Annotated in this window: 22 protein-coding genes and 1 riboswitch; of the genes, 18 read left to right on the forward strand and 4 right to left on the reverse strand. The window is 39.9% G+C overall.

The features are described 5' to 3' along the window. Window positions 1-68 precede the first annotated feature (68 nt). The 5 genes from ACIFSR_RS12550 to ACIFSR_RS12570 all read left to right on the forward strand — a co-directional run bounded on the left by ACIFSR_RS12550 (window position 69) and on the right by ACIFSR_RS12570 (window position 6,591). Window positions 69-1,649 (forward strand): lipopolysaccharide biosynthesis protein, encoded by a 1,581-nt coding sequence (locus ACIFSR_RS12550; RefSeq protein ID WP_430057652.1) that lies wholly within the window; start codon window positions 69-71, stop codon window positions 1,647-1,649. A gap of 50 nt (window positions 1,650-1,699) precedes the next feature. After that, window positions 1,700-4,006, forward strand: a complete 2,307-nt coding sequence (locus ACIFSR_RS12555) for a right-handed parallel beta-helix repeat-containing protein (protein WP_430057654.1) — start codon at window positions 1,700-1,702, stop codon at window positions 4,004-4,006. A gap of 103 nt (window positions 4,007-4,109) precedes the next feature. Beyond that, complete coding sequence (locus ACIFSR_RS12560; RefSeq protein WP_430057656.1) at window positions 4,110-5,012, forward strand: beta-1,6-N-acetylglucosaminyltransferase; 903 nt, start codon at window positions 4,110-4,112, stop codon at window positions 5,010-5,012. Window positions 5,013-5,084: 72 nt separating this feature from the next. Beyond that, the gene (gene galE / locus ACIFSR_RS12565) at window positions 5,085-6,131 is read left to right on the forward strand and encodes a UDP-glucose 4-epimerase GalE (RefSeq protein WP_339207750.1); all 1,047 of its coding nucleotides are present in this window, start codon (window positions 5,085-5,087) and stop codon (window positions 6,129-6,131) included. A 198-nt stretch (window positions 6,132-6,329) separates the two neighbouring features. After that, window positions 6,330-6,411, forward strand: a riboswitch (cyclic di-GMP riboswitch). Between the two features lie 18 nt (window positions 6,412-6,429). Further along, on the forward strand, window positions 6,430-6,591 hold the full coding sequence (locus tag ACIFSR_RS12570) for an anti-repressor SinI family protein (RefSeq protein WP_339207751.1): 162 nt from the start codon (window positions 6,430-6,432) through the stop codon (window positions 6,589-6,591). Window positions 6,592-6,605: 14 nt separating this feature from the next. On the opposite strand, the gene ACIFSR_RS12575 is transcribed toward ACIFSR_RS12570, so the two are convergent. Then, window positions 6,606-6,938, reverse strand: a complete 333-nt coding sequence (locus tag ACIFSR_RS12575) for a helix-turn-helix domain-containing protein (protein ID WP_339207752.1) — start codon at window positions 6,936-6,938, stop codon at window positions 6,606-6,608. A 330-nt stretch (window positions 6,939-7,268) separates the two neighbouring features. Here ACIFSR_RS12575 and ACIFSR_RS12580 point away from each other — a divergent pair, with 330 nt between their 5' ends. The 7 genes from ACIFSR_RS12580 to ACIFSR_RS12610 all read left to right on the forward strand — a co-directional run bounded on the left by ACIFSR_RS12580 (window position 7,269) and on the right by ACIFSR_RS12610 (window position 13,942). Further along, complete coding sequence (locus tag ACIFSR_RS12580; protein ID WP_339207753.1) at window positions 7,269-9,206, forward strand: asparagine synthase-related protein; 1,938 nt, start codon at window positions 7,269-7,271, stop codon at window positions 9,204-9,206. Window positions 9,207-9,299: 93 nt separating this feature from the next. Beyond that, window positions 9,300-9,437: a paeninodin family lasso peptide gene (locus ACIFSR_RS12585; RefSeq protein ID WP_339207755.1), complete on the forward strand. Its 138-nt coding sequence runs from the start codon at window positions 9,300-9,302 to the stop codon at window positions 9,435-9,437. Between the two features lie 90 nt (window positions 9,438-9,527). Next, window positions 9,528-10,448, forward strand: a complete 921-nt coding sequence (locus tag ACIFSR_RS12590; protein WP_339207756.1) for an aldolase — start codon at window positions 9,528-9,530, stop codon at window positions 10,446-10,448. Beyond that, window positions 10,449-10,766 (forward strand): lasso peptide biosynthesis PqqD family chaperone, encoded by a 318-nt coding sequence (locus ACIFSR_RS12595; protein WP_339207757.1) that lies wholly within the window; start codon window positions 10,449-10,451, stop codon window positions 10,764-10,766. 15 nt (window positions 10,767-10,781) lie between these two features. After that, window positions 10,782-11,237, forward strand: coding sequence for a lasso peptide biosynthesis B2 protein (locus tag ACIFSR_RS12600; RefSeq protein WP_339207758.1), 456 nt, complete (start codon window positions 10,782-10,784; stop codon window positions 11,235-11,237). Between the two features lie 24 nt (window positions 11,238-11,261). After that, window positions 11,262-13,067 (forward strand): ABC transporter ATP-binding protein, encoded by a 1,806-nt coding sequence (locus ACIFSR_RS12605; RefSeq protein WP_430057659.1) that lies wholly within the window; start codon window positions 11,262-11,264, stop codon window positions 13,065-13,067. Window positions 13,068-13,177: 110 nt separating this feature from the next. Then, window positions 13,178-13,942, forward strand: a complete 765-nt coding sequence (locus ACIFSR_RS12610) for a metallophosphoesterase (protein WP_430057660.1) — start codon at window positions 13,178-13,180, stop codon at window positions 13,940-13,942. 20 nt (window positions 13,943-13,962) lie between these two features. Here the strand turns inward: ACIFSR_RS12610 and ACIFSR_RS12615 are convergent, their stop codons facing one another. Further along, window positions 13,963-14,850, reverse strand: a complete 888-nt coding sequence (locus ACIFSR_RS12615) for an AraC family transcriptional regulator (RefSeq protein ID WP_339207763.1) — start codon at window positions 14,848-14,850, stop codon at window positions 13,963-13,965. A 125-nt stretch (window positions 14,851-14,975) separates the two neighbouring features. Here ACIFSR_RS12615 and ACIFSR_RS12620 point away from each other — a divergent pair, with 125 nt between their 5' ends. After that, complete coding sequence (locus tag ACIFSR_RS12620; protein ID WP_339207764.1) at window positions 14,976-15,752, forward strand: phytanoyl-CoA dioxygenase family protein; 777 nt, start codon at window positions 14,976-14,978, stop codon at window positions 15,750-15,752. Between the two features lie 309 nt (window positions 15,753-16,061). After that, window positions 16,062-17,417 (forward strand): dicarboxylate/amino acid:cation symporter, encoded by a 1,356-nt coding sequence (locus ACIFSR_RS12625; protein WP_430057662.1) that lies wholly within the window; start codon window positions 16,062-16,064, stop codon window positions 17,415-17,417. A gap of 171 nt (window positions 17,418-17,588) precedes the next feature. Here the strand turns inward: ACIFSR_RS12625 and ACIFSR_RS12630 are convergent, their stop codons facing one another. Together ACIFSR_RS12630 and ACIFSR_RS12635 are read right to left on the reverse strand one after the other, a co-directional pair. Beyond that, on the reverse strand, window positions 17,589-17,867 hold the full coding sequence (locus tag ACIFSR_RS12630; RefSeq protein WP_339207766.1) for a hypothetical protein: 279 nt from the start codon (window positions 17,865-17,867) through the stop codon (window positions 17,589-17,591). A gap of 50 nt (window positions 17,868-17,917) precedes the next feature. After that, window positions 17,918-18,214: a DUF3055 domain-containing protein gene (locus ACIFSR_RS12635; protein WP_179089790.1), complete on the reverse strand. Its 297-nt coding sequence runs from the start codon at window positions 18,212-18,214 to the stop codon at window positions 17,918-17,920. Between the two features lie 125 nt (window positions 18,215-18,339). Here ACIFSR_RS12635 and ACIFSR_RS12640 point away from each other — a divergent pair, with 125 nt between their 5' ends. The 4 genes from ACIFSR_RS12640 to ACIFSR_RS12655 all read left to right on the forward strand — a co-directional run bounded on the left by ACIFSR_RS12640 (window position 18,340) and on the right by ACIFSR_RS12655 (window position 20,910). Further along, complete coding sequence (locus ACIFSR_RS12640; RefSeq protein WP_339207767.1) at window positions 18,340-19,026, forward strand: GntR family transcriptional regulator; 687 nt, start codon at window positions 18,340-18,342, stop codon at window positions 19,024-19,026. Between the two features lie 156 nt (window positions 19,027-19,182). Continuing rightward, entirely contained in the window at window positions 19,183-20,337 is a 1,155-nt protein-coding gene (locus tag ACIFSR_RS12645) for a Gfo/Idh/MocA family protein (RefSeq protein ID WP_430057663.1), read from the forward strand. Window positions 20,338-20,378: 41 nt separating this feature from the next. Further along, window positions 20,379-20,591 carry a DUF6807 family protein gene (locus ACIFSR_RS12650; RefSeq protein WP_430057664.1) on the forward strand — a complete coding sequence of 71 codons (213 nt, stop codon included), beginning with the start codon at window positions 20,379-20,381 and terminating at the stop codon, window positions 20,589-20,591. Between the two features lie 25 nt (window positions 20,592-20,616). After that, window positions 20,617-20,910 (forward strand): DUF6807 family protein, encoded by a 294-nt coding sequence (locus ACIFSR_RS12655; RefSeq protein ID WP_430057665.1) that lies wholly within the window; start codon window positions 20,617-20,619, stop codon window positions 20,908-20,910. Window positions 20,911-20,996 lie beyond the last annotated feature (86 nt).

Raw genomic sequence — 20,996 nt, forward strand, 5'->3', positions numbered from 1 at the left:
GCCGTTTATAAAGATATTTAGTATCAGGATTTGTTGTTACAATGGGCTTCGTCAGATAGGAGATTCAAATGAGAATAAAAAGTTCACTCCTTAATATTTCGGCTGGGCTAGGCAATCAAATTATTATAACAGCATTAAGTTTTATTTCGCGTACCGTCTTCATTAACAGCTTAGGGATTGAATACTTAGGGATAAATGGATTGTTTACAAGTATTCTATCCATGCTTACATTAGCTGAAGCTGGAATTGGCTCAAGCATCATCTATAATTTATACAAGCCAGTAGCAGATAACGATCGACCTAAAATTTTAGCTTTAATGCAATTGTATAAGAAAGCCTATCAGATCATTGCAGGTGTAGTTCTGGTGCTGGGTCTGGGACTTATGCCATTTCTTGATCTATTTATTAAGGAAACAAGCGTTGAAAATATTAGCTTTATTTATGTGCTCTTTCTTATTAATACAGCAGCACCTTATTTGTTTGTATACAAGAATTCTTTTTTAAATGTTAATCAGAAAAACTATATTGTAACGATCGTTTTCTCGATTTCTGCCATTATTTCTACGTGCATGAAAATTGCAATCCTCTATTTCACAGAAAACTACATACTCTACCTAACAGTCGAGAGTATCCTGTCCATAATTACCTCTATTATAGTAGCCTATATTGTCGATAAAATGTATCCATTCCTTAGAGAAAAGATAAAAAGAAAGCTAGATCCAGAAACGAAAGCTAGCTTCATAAAAAATATGAAAGCTATCATTCTTCAAAATGTCGGGAATTACTTTATTTTTGGTGTAGATAGCATTCTTATTTCTTCATTTGTAAGTATTGCTGCCGTTGGTCTCTATTCCAACTATAAAATGTTGATTGATATATGCCGGACATTTTTGAATCAGGTTTTTACGAATACCTACCATAGTTTAGGCAATTTAGTGGCGAAAGAAAGTGCTGAGGCTATTTATCGTATTTTCAAAGTCACTTATCTACTTAATTTCTGGTTATATTCATTGTTATCAATCATGCTTTATCTGATGGTAGAGCCATTCATCGATATTTGGATAGGCACTGAGTTTAAGATGACGAACATTGTACTTCTTATACTTGTCATCGCATTTTATGAGAGAGGAATGCGAAATTCACTAAGTGCAGTAAAAATAACTGCCGGCATATTTCATGAGGATCGGTTTTCCCCAATGTTTCAAGCCGTGATTAACTTAGGCGTTTCTCTGATTTTTGTAAAGTTCTGGGGTATCGCAGGTATTTTTGCAGGATCCGTAATAAGTGCATTAATGATTCCTTTTTGGTATACGCCTTGGTTAGTTTATAAGAAGGTTTTCCATCAGCCTGTTGGCCTCTATTATCGCAGTTATGTGTACTATACAGTTATTGGTGCTGTTACATGTCTAATTGCTACTAGAGTTATTAAACTAATACCTTCAAATACACTATTAGAGCTAATTTTTCAGAGCGTCCTTTGCTTTATTCTAGTTAATATTATTTACGTTGCACTCTTTTATAGAACGGCGGAATTTAAATATTTACTCGTTGTTGCTCGTTCATTGCTGCTTAAACTTCCGAAAGTAAGCACAATTTACCATAAGACAATTAAACGCAAACGTCATATGGAAGTTGGCGGAACTAAGTAACCTTTCTCTGACAAGCTACATATGTTAAGAGTAAAACGGAGGTGAAAGTTATGCAGCAATATGGGTCATACCGAATTGAACTTGATCGTTTTAATATAAGCAATGACAGTTCGAATGCTGCCGCAACAACAAGTGGGATAAATGAAGCTATTGCATGGGCAAAGTCTGAGGGCTATCAACATATTATTCTGCCCAGTGGAACTTATTGCGTGAGAATGGATCCTAGTTCCTTAGTTGCTATTAAACTACTAAGCGGTATTCATCTAGAGTTGGAACAAGGCTGCTCCATTGAAATGGAAACAAATTCATCACCGAGTTATTCAATCGTTGAAATGAGAAAAATTACTCATGCCAAGTTATCAGGCGGGAAATTAACTGGTGACAAGAAAACGCATGTGTACGAGATTTATGTTAACTTCACTAGAGGTGGAGTTAACGCTGACGGAACACTAAACGATAATCCGAATTGGATTAGAAGTGAAGTGCTCGATCGATACGCGAATCCAGGACTGCTTACAAATTTTAGACTATGGAGCATGACAGGTGTTAATACAACGAACTATTCATTTTATCAATATAAAGATACTGTATCTAAGGCTACATTTGTTGGTTCTCGAACAAATGGTGTTTTTGCTCCAGCTAATCCAACCGGAAGAGGTTGGCTGTTAAATGAGGATAAAGACGTAAGTAAGAACAACAAAATGATATTTGCCATCTCATTGCCTTCTCCTATGACCGATAGTCAGATTAGTGCGCTTCGAGGAAAGGTTGATAATGCAGCTTATACCCACGAAAGTGGTTTTGGTATTGGAATTTTTGGTTCCAACCATATTGAAATAAGTGATATTGAGATCTCTGATTGCACAGGTGACGGGATTCTTACCGGCTGGGAACAATATTATGATGATCCTTCTTTATATACGCAGGAACAGATGGGGAACCAAATACTCATTCATGACACTAATATTCATCATTGCCGCAGACAAGGTATTTCATTATGCGGTTCAAATGATGTGCATGTATACCGCAATCATATTCATCATATTGGGTATGACGATGATGGGGTAACATCAAATTTCAGAACTGGAACGCCTCCAATGTTTGGCATTGATGTTGAGTCCCTTGTAAGCCAAAGTAATATACCAGTTAAGTCTGCGACTAATCCGTCAGGATTTGAATTGAATTATAGAATATATATTACAGACAATTATATCTACAGCAACGCAAGAGGACATTTTGTTAATGTTGATGGTACTGAGATTAACTTGGTTGGAAATAACTTTGAAGGCAAAAATGTTGGTGGAGTAAGCTCATATTCAAATTACCCATTAGTAGCATATATAAACAACTCATTTACGGATTGTGATTTAAGTGTGCAAGGTGATAATTTTGTGAATGGTGCAGTATTTCTGAGAGGGAATTTAAAGCTTAATGATGTAAGAGGGGCAGTCGTACAAAACTGTGCAATTAAAGATGGTACGGTTACTGGCTCCAGTGTTTATGGCTATTTCGGGACACCTGCAGTTAATGTGACTACAGGAACTTTTACGTATAGTACCCCACATGGCATGGGCAATGGAGCACAAATATCATTTGAACAATGGGTAGGCAAGGTTCCGACAGGAATTAGCATTGATAAATTATATTACACAGTAAACATCTCTTCCGTAGCATTTCAGGTATCTGAAACGAAGGGAGGTCCACCGGTTGTTATTAAAGACGCTGGCCAGCCTGGATTTAACATTAGCAGATTTAATTACGGCAGATGTTATTTGTCCAACATCACAATAGAACGAGACTGGCGCAATGATAATACTTTAGCACGACATTTCAATATTTTAGCAGCGGGTGCTGTCATTAGAAATGTTACGGTAAAGAATTACGATGTTTTAATAAACGTACCTCAAGATTATGTAGGACGCCCAAACATGATTAACGGCATGACGGTTATTGAAGGCTCTGCAAAATTTGAGGCTTCTCACATTAGCAATAGTGAATTTATTAGAGCTAAAAGTACAGTTATGGGAGCAAGTGACGTTCAGCTTGGTTCGACCGATGCAAAGTTCACTCGGCAAGTTACGCTGAGATCATCGTTGCTACAAAATTCTGGTATCGCGGTGGATGGCAATTCAATCGTTTCAGGCACCACCTTTTTAAATTCAGCTATTGGCAAGTCGGACAATACGAACAAAGCTGTATTTTCACAATCTTATCTTGAAAACACGAAAGTAAATTTAAATTGGATTCGGCAAAATCAATCCGTAACTATCGCTAAATCTACATTTAGCGGTGTAACAGTAACAGGAACCGCCCCATATGTCCGATTGATTGATAACACTGATCTTAGCAGCAGCTAGCTTTTAACCTTAAAAAAAGAATAGATCCCTGTCACTTACAAGTTGAGACAGGGACTATTTTAAAATATAATGTTCGTTATTGAGAATTAAGGGGAGTGAACTAATGAAGTCAGCTTTACCCTCAACTGCCTACATATTGCAAATTCATAAAAACCCAGCCCAAGTAAATACGTTTATTAGTCAATTGACTGCAACCGATACGGCAGATGTATATGTTCATATTGATAAAAAAAATTACGATGAGGTATCACCTAAAATTAATAGATCCCCACGCATTAACGTGTTGGAAGAAAGCTGTAATGTGAAATGGGGAGATATTAGCCAAGTGGATGCAACGATCATGCTGCTAAGGAAGGTATTAACCTCAAAAGTAGATTATGACTTTGTATGCTTAAGGAGCGGTCAGGATTTACTCGTTAAAAATGGTCTTAAAGTTCATTTAATGGAAAATCCCAATAAAATATTTATGTCTGCGAAATTTATTCATGATCGTGATATTTCTGCTGCACATGTAAATATGAAATGGTTTGATTCAGCAAGAAGACAATACAATACATTCCACCCGCTTAGAATTTTCAGAAGCATAATGCTGAAACTGTATAAGAAAGGTTTAGTTCTTTTCCCTAACCGCCAGTTAATGCCTAACAATTATTTGTTGTATCATGGCTCCTCATGGTTCTGCATACCAATTGAAGTTGCAAGATTTATCATAGATTTTATTGACCAGAACAAATGGTATTATCAATATTTCAAAAACGCTCTGTGCCCAGATGAATGGTTTTTTCAAACCTTAGTTATGAACTCGAAATATGCGGATCAGGTCGCTAATGATAATTTAACTTATTTAAAATGGGGTGAAGAATATAACAATAGTAATCACCCCATAAACTTAAGTTTTAAAGATATTGATTCTATTGAAAAATCGAATAAATACTTTGCGAGAAAATTCGATGAAAGAGAAGATGTAGCAATGATAAATTATTACAGCGAAAAGGTATGCATGTGAGCTTAGCATCGGAGAGGTATTTTTTTTGATTTATTTGTTCTTTATTAAGAATTGTTGAGAGGGGTAAATAAAATGGCAATCTTAGTAACAGGCGGAGCGGGGTACATAGGCAGTCATACTTGCATTGAGCTTCTTGAAGCGGGATATGAATTAGTGGTTGTTGATAATTTTTCTAATAGCAGCTATATCGCTTTAGAAAGGGTAAAAGAGATTACAAATAAATCCTTTACCTTTTATCAAATGGATCTTATGGATCAAAAGGGACTCGAGCATGTATTTTCGAATCATGCTATTGATGCCGTTATTCACTTCGCCGGGTTAAAGGCTGTCGGAGAGTCTGTACAAATGCCTTTATCTTATTATCATACCAATATAACGAGCACATTAATTCTTTGTGGAGTCATGAAGAAATTTGGTGTTCAGAAATTAGTATTTAGTTCCTCGGCTACTGTTTATGGACGGCCCGAACATGTTCCGATTATTGAGGATTCACCGCTCTCAGCAACAAATCCATATGGCCGGACTAAGCTCATGCTAGAACAAATTTTACTGGATTTAGCTAGTTCAGATAACAGCTGGGGAATAACGATCCTGAGGTATTTCAACCCTATTGGCGCCCATAAAAGTGGTCGAATTGGAGAAAATCCAAATGGAGTGCCAAACAACTTAATGCCTTACATATCGCAGGTAGCTGTTGGCAAGCTTAAGCAGTTACATGTGTTTGGAAATGATTATCCAACTGTGGATGGCACTGGAGTGAGAGACTACATTCATGTAGTAGATCTAGCAAAGGGGCATGTAAAGGCACTGGAAAACATGAGTAGAAAATCAAATGTGAATATATATAATCTTGGCACTGGAAATGGCTACAGTGTGTTAGAGATGATTGCAGCCTTCGAGAAGGTAACTGGGCAAAGCATTCCATACGAGGTCGTTAACCGCAGACCTGGCGATATTGCTGTTTGTTATGCAGATACGTTGAAGGCAAATGTAGAATTGAATTGGTTTGCAACAAAAGGAATAGAAGAAATGTGCAGCGATACGTGGAGATGGCAATTTTCAAATCCGAATGGATATGAAGAAGATACACTGTTGAAATCTGAACTTGCAGCAAAATAATATACCGGATAGCTCTGTTAATGAAGCAACATTTTAGAGCTCCTAATTTGATCTAGCGGGCTCTATTTCCTTCCCCCGCTCCCTTTAACAATCGTTAAATAAATTCGACAAAAAATGTAATTATCTTTCATTTTTGTGAGACAGGAAGCGACAGCATACGCAATTAGAGTGATTTATAATACATCTATAAACGAATGACAAGCATAGGGAGACGTTGAAATGCGTTTAGTATCTGGGCACCTTAAACGCATGGAGTCAGTGGTGCAACCGTCCCAAATTGAATGGGGGACATGGGAAAATGGTACTTACAAAATCAGAGGATAATCAGGATTTAGATATGGAATGGGTAGCATTAATCATGAATGCACGTTCTTTGGGGTTTAGCAAGGAAGATGTTAGAAAGGTATTACTATGTCTTGAAGAAAGCAAGAAAGATGATATACAAGAAACAGCCGTATAAAAGAAAATAAAGCGCTACTCGCGCTTTATTTTCCATTTATTGAATTCTAAAAATTCTTTAAATTGATCTTTGCTTACGCCAGAAGCCATTGCTTCTCGAACTAGATCGGCCCACTCGGTGTCTAGATTGCTTGTTTTACGATCATTATTTTCATCGCTATTTAAAAATTCTTCAACCGTTACGTTTAATACTGCGCCTACCTTTTCGAGAAATTGAATCGAAGGATTTTGCTGGAGCCCTCGTTCAATAGAGCTTAAGTAAGATTTTGCGACGCCTGCCCGTTGCGACAACTCCGTTAGGGATAGGCCTTTTCTCTTGCGCAGCATCTGAATACGTTCTCCGATCATAGCAAACTCCCCCGTTATCTCTTCGTTGTAGACTAACACTATTATAACGAATAATTCTTAATTGCGAAAGCTTGTAAGTTTTAACGAATAAAAAATAAAATGACGTCTAAATTAGAAAAAAATAAGGTTAAACCCATTTCGAAATGTTGTTCTTATAAAAGAACGATGTTTCGTTTTATTTTGTGATATTTTGGTGAAAAAACGATTGACAACGTCCGTTTTCAAGTGTATTATTCAAATATGTTCTTTATTAAGAACTAAAAGACATTCAATGATGCTCGCATCTCGTTCGATTGAAGAACACGCTGGCTATCTAAATCGGAGGCACGAATGAGCGCAATAGCAGTCGTTTATGAAGTTGATCAGACAGCCCATGTGTTAGATCAGGGGAATAGACTGATGCAGCAATTATCGCGGTTTCCTTGCAATACAGCTCAAGCATGGAATAAGAACAATGTGTTTGTTGGATGCCATAATCAATGGATTACACCAGAGTCTGTCGGGGAATGCAATCCCTATTATGATTCAGAAAGACGTTTAGTCATAAGTGCCGATGCAATTATAGATAACCGTAATGAATTATTTGAATCACTAAACGTACACCTTGATCGTAGAATGCAAATGACTGATGCAGAGCTCATTTTACTCTCCTATGCAAAATGGGGTGTTGAATCACCCAAGTATCTAATCGGTGATTTTGCTTTTGTAATATGGGATGAAAGAGAGCAAAGAGTATTTGCTGCTAGAGATTTTTCTGGTTGCAGAACTTTGTATTATCACTGGAATGGAAATCGGTTAGCGATGTGTACGACGATGAAACCACTGTTAGAGCTGCCAGATGTTCATAAACGTCTGAATGAGCAATGGATGGCACAGTTTTTAGCTATCAGCACAGTAATTGATGTTGTTGACGTTACACAAAATGTGTATAAGGATATTTTGCAATTGCCGCCATCTCATTGCATGACATTGGTTAATGGTCAAGTAAAGGTCATGCGATATTTTAAGCTAACGGCAAATAAGAAACTTCGCTTCAAAACGGACGAACAATATGTTGAAGCATTCAGGGATGTATTTCAACAGTCAGTAAATGCACGATTGCGCACTTACAAACAAATAGGTTCACAATTAAGTGGGGGGTTGGATTCAGGAGCAGTAGTTAGTTTTGCAGTTAAAGCCCTTCGTCCAATAAATAAAGAAATACATACATTCAGTTATGTTCCTCCAAGCGATTTTGACGATTATACCTCTCGTCAAACGATTGCTAATGAATCACCCTATATTAATTCAACTGTCCAGTATGTTGGTGGGTTTCAAGCGAACTATCTTGACTTTAAAGATAGAAATTCGTTTTCAGATATTGATCCATTTCTGGAGACATTAGAAATGCCTTATAAATTTTTTGAGAACTCTTTTTGGATAAGAGGCATATTCGAACAAGCTGCGGCGAAAGACATTGGCATATTACTAACAGGTGCGCGAGGTAACTTGTCCATTTCTTGGGGTGATGCCCTCGAAAACTACTCTCGTCTCTTAAAACGTTTCAGATGGATTCATTTACATAACGAAGTAAAGGCATTTAGCAGAAATATGGGGACTGGGCGTGGACGAGTATTTTCTGTTTTGAGTAAAATGGCTTTTCCAGCACTTAGCAGATTACATATCAATCAAGAGCCTTCTATTGGACCTATTATAAATAGCGATTTTGCAACGAAAACTAAAGTTTTTGATCAACTTCGCGAGCATGGAATGGACCAGACAGGTTGGCTAGTCGAGCAGAACATTTATAAAATAAGAAGAGAACATTTTGAGAATCCATTATACTGGAATGCTACCAATACAGTTACATCAAAATTTTCGTTACCTAATGCTTTATGGAGTCGTGATCCGTCAAATGATAGTAGAGTTATCCAGTTTTGCTTATCGGTACCAGAGGATCAATATGTTCATAAGGGATTAGATCGAGCTCTTATTCGAAGAGCAACTGAAAATTATTTACCGGATGACGTAAGGCTCAACCAGCGTGTTCGCGGCGTTCAGGGTTTGGATTGGCTTCATCGTATAAGACCAGATTGGCATTTGTTTATCGAAGAGGCAGAGTCTATGAGCAAAGATGATAGAATGATGTCTCTTGTAGATGGCAACCTGGTTAAAGGAGCATTGTTACGTTTTAAAAAAAAGGCGGATTCAAATCTAGCAGAGGATGAAGGTTTGCGAGCCCTTATGAGAAGTGTAATTGTGTATCGATTCCTTAAACGACATTTTTAACCATCTACTCATAGCATCACTCTAATTTACTAGGAAAGCTAGATTGGTTTCATGGATACAAAAGTGATAAACATCATTAAGGAGGTGATACATATGTCAAAGAAGCAATGGATCAAGCCAGAACTACAAGTTCTGGAAGTCAAAATGACTGAAGCTAGTCCTAAAGTGGGTACTCGTTTGGATGCAACATTCCCAACTGGAACTCCCGTTCCAGACCTCCGTTATAGCTAATCGCAATTGTGTAAGTTAAACTTCAAGCCCTTGTATGTTTGTTATATAAGGGCTTGAATGTTAATTATCTTTTTATGGAGTGGATGTCTGTTGATTACAAAGGTCAGGGAAGGTTATAAAGCATTTGGTTTGAACATATCTAGTGAAATTCCATTTCCTGAACTACTTAGGATGAATGATCTTCAAGTGTGTAATGATGTTGAAGTTGTGATAGACCCCAGCTTTAAGGAAGCGTTTAATTTATCGCCTTATGAAGTTATTGTTGATGGAGAAGCAGTAACGATGAGACTACCTGATGCCGGTGTTTTTAGTATTCAAAATGGCAATAAGATCATTGTGTCTCCATGCGCTGAAGCAGACGAGGATGTAATTCGATTGTACCTTCTTGGTACCTGTATGGGGATCATACTTATACAAAGATCGATTTATCCACTTCATGGGAGTGCAGTTGTTATTAATGGTAATGCCTATGCTTTTATAGGTGAATCAGGGGCCGGCAAGTCAACCCTCGCTTCTGCTTTTGTAGGACGGGGACATAAGCTTGTAACAGATGATATTGTTCCTATTTCATTCTTACCAGCAGAGCATCGCCCTATTGTTACTCCCTCCTATCCGCAGCAGAAGCTATGGCAGCAGAGCTTGGATGCTTTCGGAATGAATAACGCTGAGCTTCGTTCCATTCATGGTCGGGAAACGAAGTACTGCATCTCGGTTGAAGATAAATATTATACGGATCCTATACCACTAGCAGGGATTTTCTTATTAGAAAAATCAGATGTAGACGGAATAAATATTCAAGCAGTTAAGAAGCTGGAAAGACTGCCTTTATTATTTCAACATACATATAGACATTTTTTAATTCCAAAAATGAACCTTGTGAGCTGGCATTTCGGTTTCTCCTCAAAGTTGGGAGAGAGACTGCCTATCTATCATTTACGGCGTTCGGAAAATGAATTTTCGGCTCCACAATTAGTCGATCTTATATTAAAAACCATTTCGTTGGAGGAATAAATGATGACAATAGAAACGAACAGCCTAACATTGAATCAGGCAAATCTAGTACAAGCGAGTATTGTTCGAGACCAGGAGAATATCGTTAGTGATATGGGCGGTGAAAAAGTTATTTTAAGTATCAGAAACGGGAACTATTATAATCTTGGCATTATGGGGAGTCAGATTTGGGAGCTAATACAGGAGCCTATTCCTGTCATGCAACTAATTGATAAGTTGATAGAACAATATGATGTCGATCGGATTACTTGTGAAGAGCAACTGCTGCCGTTCCTGCTTCATCTGTCAGAAGAAAAATTAATTCACTACAGTCTATAACGTTAAGGTGAGAAAATGGGGATTATAGGAAAATGTAAAACAGTTTTTTCTTTGGATATGAAGACGCTGCTCCTCTTTATCGAGACAGGTTTATATTTGGGAAGGATAAGAATGCAGCTGCTTTATTTTCCATTCTCACGGATAGCTCCTACACTAGGCGTTTATTTGAAGGAAACCGACTCTGAATATAGTCAGCAAAATCACGAGATAATTTTCAATGTTTATCAATCGATAGAAATAATGGGAAGAAATACGTTTTGGGAGACAAAGTGTTTAGTTCGAGCGATTACTGCTATGAAGATGCTGGAAAGACGTCAAATTGAAAGCACCTTGTATTTAGGAACAGCAAAGGACGAGAACGGGAAGTTAATCGCTCATGCTTGGCTTCGGAGCGGTTCATTGGTTGTCTCAGGTGCTGAAGAAATGAACAGATTTACCGTAACGGGTATGTTCGCTAAGTTCATTCAATGAAAAAGAATGGAAAGTGATGAGGTAATGAGTCACATTATATATTTCACTAAGAAGCTACATAGTTACTCTGGCAAGGTGCTTTATTTCAATTTATTCGGCATGATGCTCATTGGTTTATTAGAGGGCGCTGGAATGTTATTATTAATCCCTTTATTATCTATTATCGGAATTATTGATTTTCAAATCCACGCTATACCTGGCCTCGCCTTTTTTGAATTTTTGCAAGTTATGCCTAAACTGCAAGCCTTATTGATCATCCTTTCCGTATATTTAACATTAGTTATCGGTCAAAGTTTTGTAAGTCGAAATCTTAGCATACGCGAAACGCGAATTTTGACAGGGTATGTTAATAGTGTGAGATTAGAAATATATCGAACATTATTGCAAACACAGTGGGCTTTCTTTTTAAAAAAACGAAAAACAGATCTCATCTCATCTTTGACCGATCAATTATGGCGTGTGACTAATGGCGCTTACCTTATTCTTCAACTTTTGACATCAATCATTTTTACAATGATTCAAATAGGTATTGCATTTGTAATTTCGGCTAAGATGACGCTTTTTGTGCTTGGCTTTGGTTTAATTGTCATTTTTATATCTCGTCGATTTATTAAACAATCAAAAGAGCTTGGAAGTGAAGCTATTGAACTTTATCAAGGTTATATGGCAGGCATTACGGATCAGTTCAATGGAATGAAGGATATTAAGAGTAACTCTTTAGAGACATCACGTTATCGTTGGATGCTGGGCTGGACTCGAAAACAAGCGGAAGAGCGGAATAGCAATAGTATTGTCAGTAATAATTCTCAGCTTGTTTACAAGTTGACTTCTTCACTTATGATAGCTGTATTTATTTTGTTCTCGGCGACAATGTTCCAACAAGAAGGCGGGTATTTATTGCTTATCATTGCTATTTTCGCTCGTCTATGGCCACGATTCACAGGAATTCAGTCCAATGTTGAACTAATTGCTTCCTCCATACCCGCTTTCAAAACATTGATGAACCTTCAAGAAGAATGCATGCAAGTTCAGGAAGTAACAGATATCATTCAATACGAAGATGAGAATGTTGGCAGCATGAAGTTCGAGCATCAGCTTGAATGCCGTCAAGTATATTTCCGTTACGATCAAGATCAGGTAGACTATACATTAGAAGCTATTAATCTTCGTATTCCTGCTAATGGTATGACTGCAATTGTTGGTCAATCAGGTGCAGGTAAAAGTACATTAATTGATATGATTATGGGCATGTTGAAGCCTGATCAAGGTTCTGTGCTCATTGACGGGAAGACGCTTACAGATGAGGATCTGTTGTCGTTAAGAAGGTCAATCAGTTATGTCCCGCAGGAGCCGTTTCTGTTCCATGGGACGATTAGAGATAACTTAATATTAATCGATCCGAATGCGACGGAAGATCAAATATGGGAAGCGATGGAGTTCTCTTCTGCGGCTGAATTTGTTCGCAAACTTCCGGATGGCATTGATACGATTATTGGTGATCGTGGAATACGTTTATCAGGTGGGGAGCGTCAGAGACTCGTTTTGGCTAGAGCAATATTAAGAAAGCCATCTATCCTTATTTTGGATGAGGCTACAAGCGCACTAGACAGCTTGAACGAGACAAAAATTCAAGAAGCTATAGAGCGGCTTAAGGGAAAAATGACCGTTATCGTCGTTGCTCATCGCCTATCGACCATTCGGAATGCAGATCAGGTTATCGTGTTGGAAAATGGGAAAATCGTGCAAACGGGCCATTTCATCATGCTCGCTGAGGATAAAAAAGGACTGTTCAGCCGTTTATTAGGCAATCAGCTGCAAGTAGCTTTATAAGCGGAACTTTACTATACTAATTAGAATAGAAAAAGTTCATATCAGGGACATGCTTTTACTCCTTGGGGTAGATTAATTCAGAATTGGTTTCAATGATTAGGAGGACACATTTGGCTATTATACTAACGCTCGGAATAACCGTGCTTCTCTTGTACCTGCTCTTTATCCTCCCAACCCAGTGGTTAAAAATCGAAAAAATCACACATCCCATTGGCATTAACAAACGCATATTGCAAATAAGCGATTTGCATGTAGACAGGCTGCGCATAAGCGCAAAGCGAATTCAGCATGTCATTGCCTCCGTGCAGCCTGACTACATTTTTCTGACCGGCGATTATACGTATAAAGAACACTATTTGACGCGGGTAGGCTATTACCTTAAAGCTATAGCAGACAGCGGAATACCTGTCTATGCAGTGCTCGGAAACCATGATTATGAGCTTCCGCGTTTAAAGAATTTGCTCAATCTATTTGGCGTTTATGGGATTAAGGTGCTGCGTAACGAGAATGTCATGCTCGATGATTTTCAGCTTGTCGGAATCGACGATGACTGCTCTCATCATAGCCGAATCTTACCTTCATTTAGAGGTATTGATGATAGCAAGCCTGTCGTCATTATGACGCATGATCCTAATGTCGTTCTAAAAATTAATCGTCCTTTTCAATATTTGATGGCCGGTCATCTGCATGGGAAGCAGCTGAACGTGCCGTTCTTTTTTGCATTAAAGCCAAAGGGCCCGTTGTCCGTGAAAGGGATCTACAAAGGCCTTCATCACAATAAGGATGGCTCCTTTTACATTTCCAAAGGCATCGGTCAAGCAGGCGTTAACGCAAGGTTTATGGTCAGAAGCGAGATTACGATTCATGACCTATAATCAATGAATCAGAGATGCATCTAGTCATCATCGGTATTTCTGCGGCTTGCCTCGCGAAAGGCAGCTGGAGGAATGCCTTTTGCTTCGGCAAACGTTCGGGAGAAATAATGTACGGATGAGAAGCCGCAGCGCTCAGCGATGGTTTTAATCGGCGTTGCTGTTTGTGATAGCAGCTGCTCCGCCACGCGGACTCGCTCATGTCTAACAAGCATGGAGAACGATTCATGAACGCTTTGTGAAAAAAGTCTAGATAGATGGCGCTCCGACACATTAATGTAGCGAGCAACCTCCGATAAGCTCAAATTAGCGCCTAAATTATCGCGTATGTACAGCTTTGCGCGGCTAATGAGGATAGCTGCATTGGAAGCGGGCAAAATGATTTCTGTATTTTTGTTCCTCCCGCCTACAATCGTAGGAAACGTTAGGATCAAGGCATGTGCCAGCTGATTCAGCAAGGCGATTGGCACAGCGAACATTTCTTCGCTTGGAATGAGCAGCGATTTCCAAATATGAGCGGTTGGAGAATGCTGCTGGTTTTCCATCCATATCGGGCCGCTGTTTAAAGACTGATTGTAATATTCGAATTCATCCGGCTTAGAAAGCTTCTCATCGAGCTCGTAGGCAACATATAATAAATCCAATTGGTCTACATCTTTAATTTGATGACGGATATTTGGCCGCGAGCAAAAAAGCACGCCTTCATGCAGAGGATAAGCCGTTCCGCCCTCCTCATAAATCCCCGTTCCACCAGCTACATAACATACTTCAAAAAATGAGTGCTTATGAACAGCGTTTGCGACGAGCTTAGGCACCGCTCCCCAGTAATAGACATGGATGGTCAAGCTCTCACCTTGCAGCAATCTTGCATATCGATTCAAGCGTTCTTCGCTTTTTGACCAAACGTACATTTGAACGATCAACTCCTATGGCGTAATAATGCAAAATTATGTCGTTAACAGGTAAATACGATTGCACTATATCCTATCTATAATTAAACCATATTCACATTAATTATACGATAAGGGGAATGAACATGATCACTAATGAAGATGTGCAATTTTATAAAGAAAATGGTTACTTGCTAGTTAGAGGCGTGTTTAACAATGAAGAGGTAGTTGAGATGAGAGCAGCTGTTGAGCGGATCATTCAACGAGCGGCGCTTGCTCAGGCTGATCATAACCACGCATGGCAAGGAGATTTTCTGCCGCCGGAGCAGCTTAAGAAGCTTGTGCTGAAAGGCTTCCATGATGTGCATTATCATGATGCCTCCTTTACTAAGGCAGTCATTCATCCGAATATGGTATCTGTATTGAATGGAATAATTGGTCCTAACGTACAGCTCCATCACTCCAAAATGCTTGTGAAGCCGCCTGCTAACGGAGCAGCATTTCCTATGCATCAGGATTACCCTTATTTCCCTCATAACGACCATTCGATGCTTGCTGCAAGTGTTCATCTTGATGATGCCGATTCAGAAAATGGCTGCTTAGCGGTTATCCCAGGTTCTCATTTGGAAGGACCGCTGAATCATGTGGGAAGACATTATCTCAACCATAAGGAATATCCAATTTCATCGGGAACGCTTTGCCCGGCGAAAGCAGGGGATGTCCTGTTCTTCAACTATTTGACGATTCATGGATCGGATGTTAACCGCAGTGACAGAACGAGAAGAAACGTTTTGTTCCAATATCGTGATGCAGCCGACAAGCCTTCTGTAAATACTCATTTTGATTGGGGCATGGGCCTTATGGTTAGTGGAGAAAATCTTGATTTCAACAATGTTAAACCAAAATTTGAAATTACGGAGTAACTACTTATACTGAAATTACGCCACTAAGAGACGTATACAACCGGATGCAAAAGGTTGTTATACGTCTCTTTTTTGTGCGAAGTAATACTTGAAAGAGCTCTACATATTTATAGTATCGAAACTCCAAAAAGCTAAACGAATATTTCTCTGGAAGCTGTGGAAAAATCATATTGACATAAGTTTGAGAACGATGATATATTTGTTTCTGCAAAGTAGAGTATTCTTATCGGAATTAAAACGGAATTGATTTTAAGAGTTAATTTTTGCTATTAATCATAAGGTATAGACAGAAAGGATGATTGTTGTATTATGGAAAATAATTTATTGACAGCAATTGAAACAAACTGGATCAGTTTAGTTGTATCAGCAATAATACTTGGCGGTCTTTATTTTATGGCCAAAAAACGTGTAAGCTTCGGAACGAGAGTATTGGTCGCACTTGGCCTTGGCCTTGTGGCAGGTATTATTTTTAACAACTTTAAACTAGATACTGAGGGCGTAGGTACGATTGGCTCCATCTATATTAATTTAATTAAGATGATCGTTATTCCGCTCGTATTTGTTCTCGTAATTAACAGTATTATCTCGATTACGAATCTTGAGTTTCTACGCAAGCTAAGCGTTAAGACGATCAGTTGGTTTCTTGCAACGACAGGTGTAGCCGCGATTATCGGACTTCTAGTAGCATCTGCTATTAATCCGGGTGCAGGCTTCGAGCTTAAAACACCTGAAAACTTTGAAGCGCGTGAAGTTCCAAGCTTTTTCAAAGTGATATTGGATCAAGTGCCTTCAAATCCGATTAACGATGCTGCAGAGGGTAAAGTAGTGCCAATTCTTATTTTCGCATTATTCATTGCTATCGCAATCGTTAAGGTAGGAGCAAAAAATCCGGATTCCGTTCAACCGTTCAAAGCGTTCATTCAATCGGCAACCGTAATTATGCACCAGGTTGTTAAGTTCGTTCTTCGTTTTACACCGTATGGTGTGTATGCCTTGATTGCAGTTATGGCTGCTAGATACGGATGGGAAACACTCGAACCGCTTGCCATGTTGATTCTTGTAACTTATATCGCATTGCTCTTGCATTTTGTATTCGTCTTTGGCGGCCTTGTATCTTTTGTCGCTAAGGTTAATCCTTTGAAATTTTTCAAAAAAGCATATCCTACGGTAGCAGTAGCGTTCACAACACGCAGCAGCTTTGCAACGCTTCCGGTCAATCTTGAAGTTATTACGAAGCGCCTTCGCATTTCACCAAAAATCGCGAGCTTTGTAGCACCGCTTGGCGCTACGATGAACTTTAACGGCTGCGGCGGGGTTTGGCCGGCTGTTGTAGCAGTATTCATCTCACAAGTTTACGGTTTATCGCTTACTGCAACAGATTATGTACTTATCGTACTTGTTAGTGTAATCTCTTCAATCGGTGTAGCAGGCGTACCAGGTCCAGCTTCCATTTCGACAACAGTTGTTTTGACAGCAGTTGGCTTACCGCTAGAAGGTATTGCACTCGTTGTTGCTGTTGAATCTCTAATTGATATGGGTCGTACGGCTGTTAATGCTACGGGTACTACGGTTACTGCATTGCTTGTAGCAGATTCCGAAGGCGAATTCGATCGTGAAGCATTCAACCGCGGTGACGAAGATGACCTAGAGCTTAATCCTGCATAAACCAACGTATAAATAAGCTTGGAAAAAAGCCCTTGGAAACACGTGATACGACGTGTTATCCAAGGGCTTTGTTTAAATATAAGAAAGTATATAATTTTCTCATACTTATCTTATATTTCACCGTCAAAGCTACTTCAGCGTCTAAGGACGCCGAAGGCGTTTTTGCTTGGTTTAAGGTTCATCATGTACTTCAGGAAAATCATGGTCGTATTCATCTTCACCTGGATAGTCACGAGGCATTCCTGCATGAAGCGCTCGATTCTCATAAGCGAAGCGATTGGATGGTCGCTGATCCACTCTCCAAGGCGTACTTTTTCCTAGCGATTCCATCAGCAGATCAGAGCCATACGGTCCATCCGGAAACTCCTCCGGAATGAGATCGTTGCGCTGCGATTCTACTGTTGATACATCTGTATAGGGCTGGCGATTTTCAGGAACAAATCGATCCATCAGCAGACTCCTCTCAAATGGTATTAGTTTACCATTTCAGTGTACCCTGATTAATCGGTAAAATGCACCGTTCCAACAACAAAGTATAAGAATTGAGCGAGCTCAGCCGCCTCTTCTTCTGTCAGCTTAAACGTATGTTCAAGATAACCTTCCTCTTCAAGGTCATCAGGACCGATAATCGCTGTTTTGCCAAATTGAAGGTCAGTAATTAGTTTTTTGCCGTAAAAACGGCTAGTGGAAGTAATTGCAAGGTCGAATCGCTTCAAGCTAGGTCCAATAAAAGTGACGTATCTTGTAGACGTTTCTTCCGTGGAATCGGACATAAAATCAAAATCAGGCAACAGCATAAGGTATAGCCTCCAATTCATTAATACAATCATTATACAATATTATGTTCTGCTTTGGCTTATTGCAGTTTATACAAGCTATGGTACATTAGTAATAGCAGTGCCATCAGGAGGGATACAATGATATGAACTACAATTCCGAATCGTCGCGTGATGCAAAAGGATCTATTCGTGACTATGTATACGATAAGCTGAAAGCAGATATATTGGATTTGAAACTGGAGCCGGGTCGTTTTATTTCAGAAAAAGATATAATCGAGATGTTGAAGGTGAGCAGAACACCAATCAGAGAGGCATTCGTGAAGCTTTCGCAAGAGGGACTTATTGAAACGATACCCCAGCGAGGTTCATTTATTTCTCTCATTGATCTGGATATGGTGGAAGAGTCACGCTTCGTGCGGGAAACGCTGGAAAGTACAATCGTCAGGCTGGCATGCGAGCAGCTTAAGGCTGAACAAGTGCTGCAGCTGCTAAACTTGATTGCCCTGCAAGAGCTCTGTATCGAAGAAAAAAACTATAAGCGATTGTTTGAGCTCGACGATGAGTTTCACAAAACGATTATCATCGGATGTGGGAAGCTCCGCACATGGAAGCTGCTTCAAGAGCTTAGCGCCCATTACCAGAGGGTGAGGATGCTGCGCCTAGCTGCAAACGATGATTGGCATATTATTTTGAGCCAGCACCGTGCAATCGTGGCGGCAATTAAGGACAAGGACGCAGATGCGGCGGAAAAAGTGATGCATGAGCATTTGAATCGTTTTCAACTGGAGAAGGATGAGCTGAAAGAGAAACACCCCGCGTATTTTAAGTAATCATGTACAATGAAACGGCAGGCAGCCTCATAGGAGGTGTCGGCTGTTTTTTGATTTTGCAATATATACTCATATTAAAAAGGCATATGCACTTGTCTGAATTAATTGTATACTAGTATTATCAGTTAAGAAAAATGACTAAGGAGATGGAATTATATGATTCGTGTTGCGATTATTGGAACCGGCTCTATATCGTCTGCTCATATCGAAGCTTATCTGGCACTTGGGAACCGCTGCAGTATTGTTGCTTTATACGATATTATTGATGCAAGCGCGCAGGACAAAAAAAAGAAGTTTCAATTGAATTGTGAAATTGTAAACGATTACAAAAATTTGCTGTCGCGTGATGATATCGATTTGGTTTCGATTTGCACACCGCCCTATACACACGCTGATCTTTCGGTAGACTTCCTGCAAGCAGGAAAACATGTCATTGTCGAGAAGCCAATGGCATCTTCGCTGGCTGAATGCGATAGAATGAACGAAGCCGCTGCCGCATCAGGAAAAATTCTTTCCGTCATAAGCCAGAATCGATTTGGCGATGCGGTCATGAAGCTTAAGAGCGTGCTTGATTCTGGGCTTGCAGGACGAATCGTGCATGCGCAGGTTGATTCCTTTTGGTGGCGAGGGAATACATATTATGATTTGTGGTGGCGCGGAACTTGGGAGAAGGAAGGCGGAGGCTGTACGCTGAACCATGCCGTACATCATATCGATATGTTCCAATGGATGATGGGGATGCCGGATAAAGTGACGGCCATTATGGCTAATACTTCCCATGATAATGCAGAAGTTGAGGATTTGTCGGTAGCGATTTTGTCTTATCCGCGAGCGATTGCTCAAATCACAAGCTCCGTCGTTCATCACGGACAAGAGCAAAAGCTTATTTTCCAAGGTGAGAAAGCGCGGGTATCGATGCCATGGCAGGTAACCGCTTCATCTGCACAGGAAAACGGTTTTCCTATAGAAAACCCGGAATTGGAGCGGCAAATTGCTGCCGTTGCAGACGGTATAGCTTCCTTAACCTACGTAGGGCACAAGGGTCAGCTGGATAATGTTATAACCGCGATTGAAAACGGCAGCGGCGAAGTACTCGTAACGGGAGTGGAAGGAAGAAAAACGCTTGAGCTTATTACAGCTATTTATCAAGCTTCCAGCACAGGGACAACTGTAGAGCTGCCTATTCGACCAGACAGCCCTTTTTATACACGGGAAGGGATTATGGCGTCAGCGACTCACTTCTATGAGAAGAAAAACTCCGTTGCAGCGTTCAGCAGCAATCAAATTACGGTAAGCGGAGAAAGCAAATAGGAGCGGATCCGATATGACGTACTTGGAGCGAGCTGCCTGGGGTGTATCTAGATCATCAGGAAGATAATGCGAGAGTTGTCGTAAGCATTGAGGGTAAACTTTTTACTCGGTACCTATATGCGGCTACGAGTGCGAAACCTTACTTTTACCCCTTAATCGGACCGCATGGAAAGACACTGATCCATGATGGGCCGGACGATCATCTTCATCATCACGGGTTATGGTGGGGACACGATGATGTGAACAGTCATTGACTACAGCGGTGAACTGTTTCTCAGCATGCAGCGAGACGGAGATGAAATGGTCAAGCAGTACACCGAGGCAGGTATTGCGGTTTTCTCCCATCCAGAAAATGAAACTTTTGCTTCTCAATGGTTTGTCCGTGATTATGGCCCTTTCACACCTGCGAATTTCCATTTCTGCGGCGGAAAGCTGTTGCCAGGCGGAGATGCAATAACGATGAAGCACCGTATTTACATTCAGGAGGGGAACACAGAAAAAGGTGGAGTAAAGGACAGATACAGTGAATACGCCGAACATGACAGGCAGCTAGCTTCATGGACTAAGGCATAATCAACAACTGCACGGAGGAGGCCGCGTAATCGCGGTTTCTTTCCTTTGCAGGTAGAGGTCGGCTAGAATCAGAAACTAGAAACTTT

It is taken from the genome of Paenibacillus sp. NRS-1760 (genome assembly GCF_050467785.1).
Lineage (GTDB): Bacteria > Bacillota > Bacilli > Paenibacillales > Paenibacillaceae > Pristimantibacillus.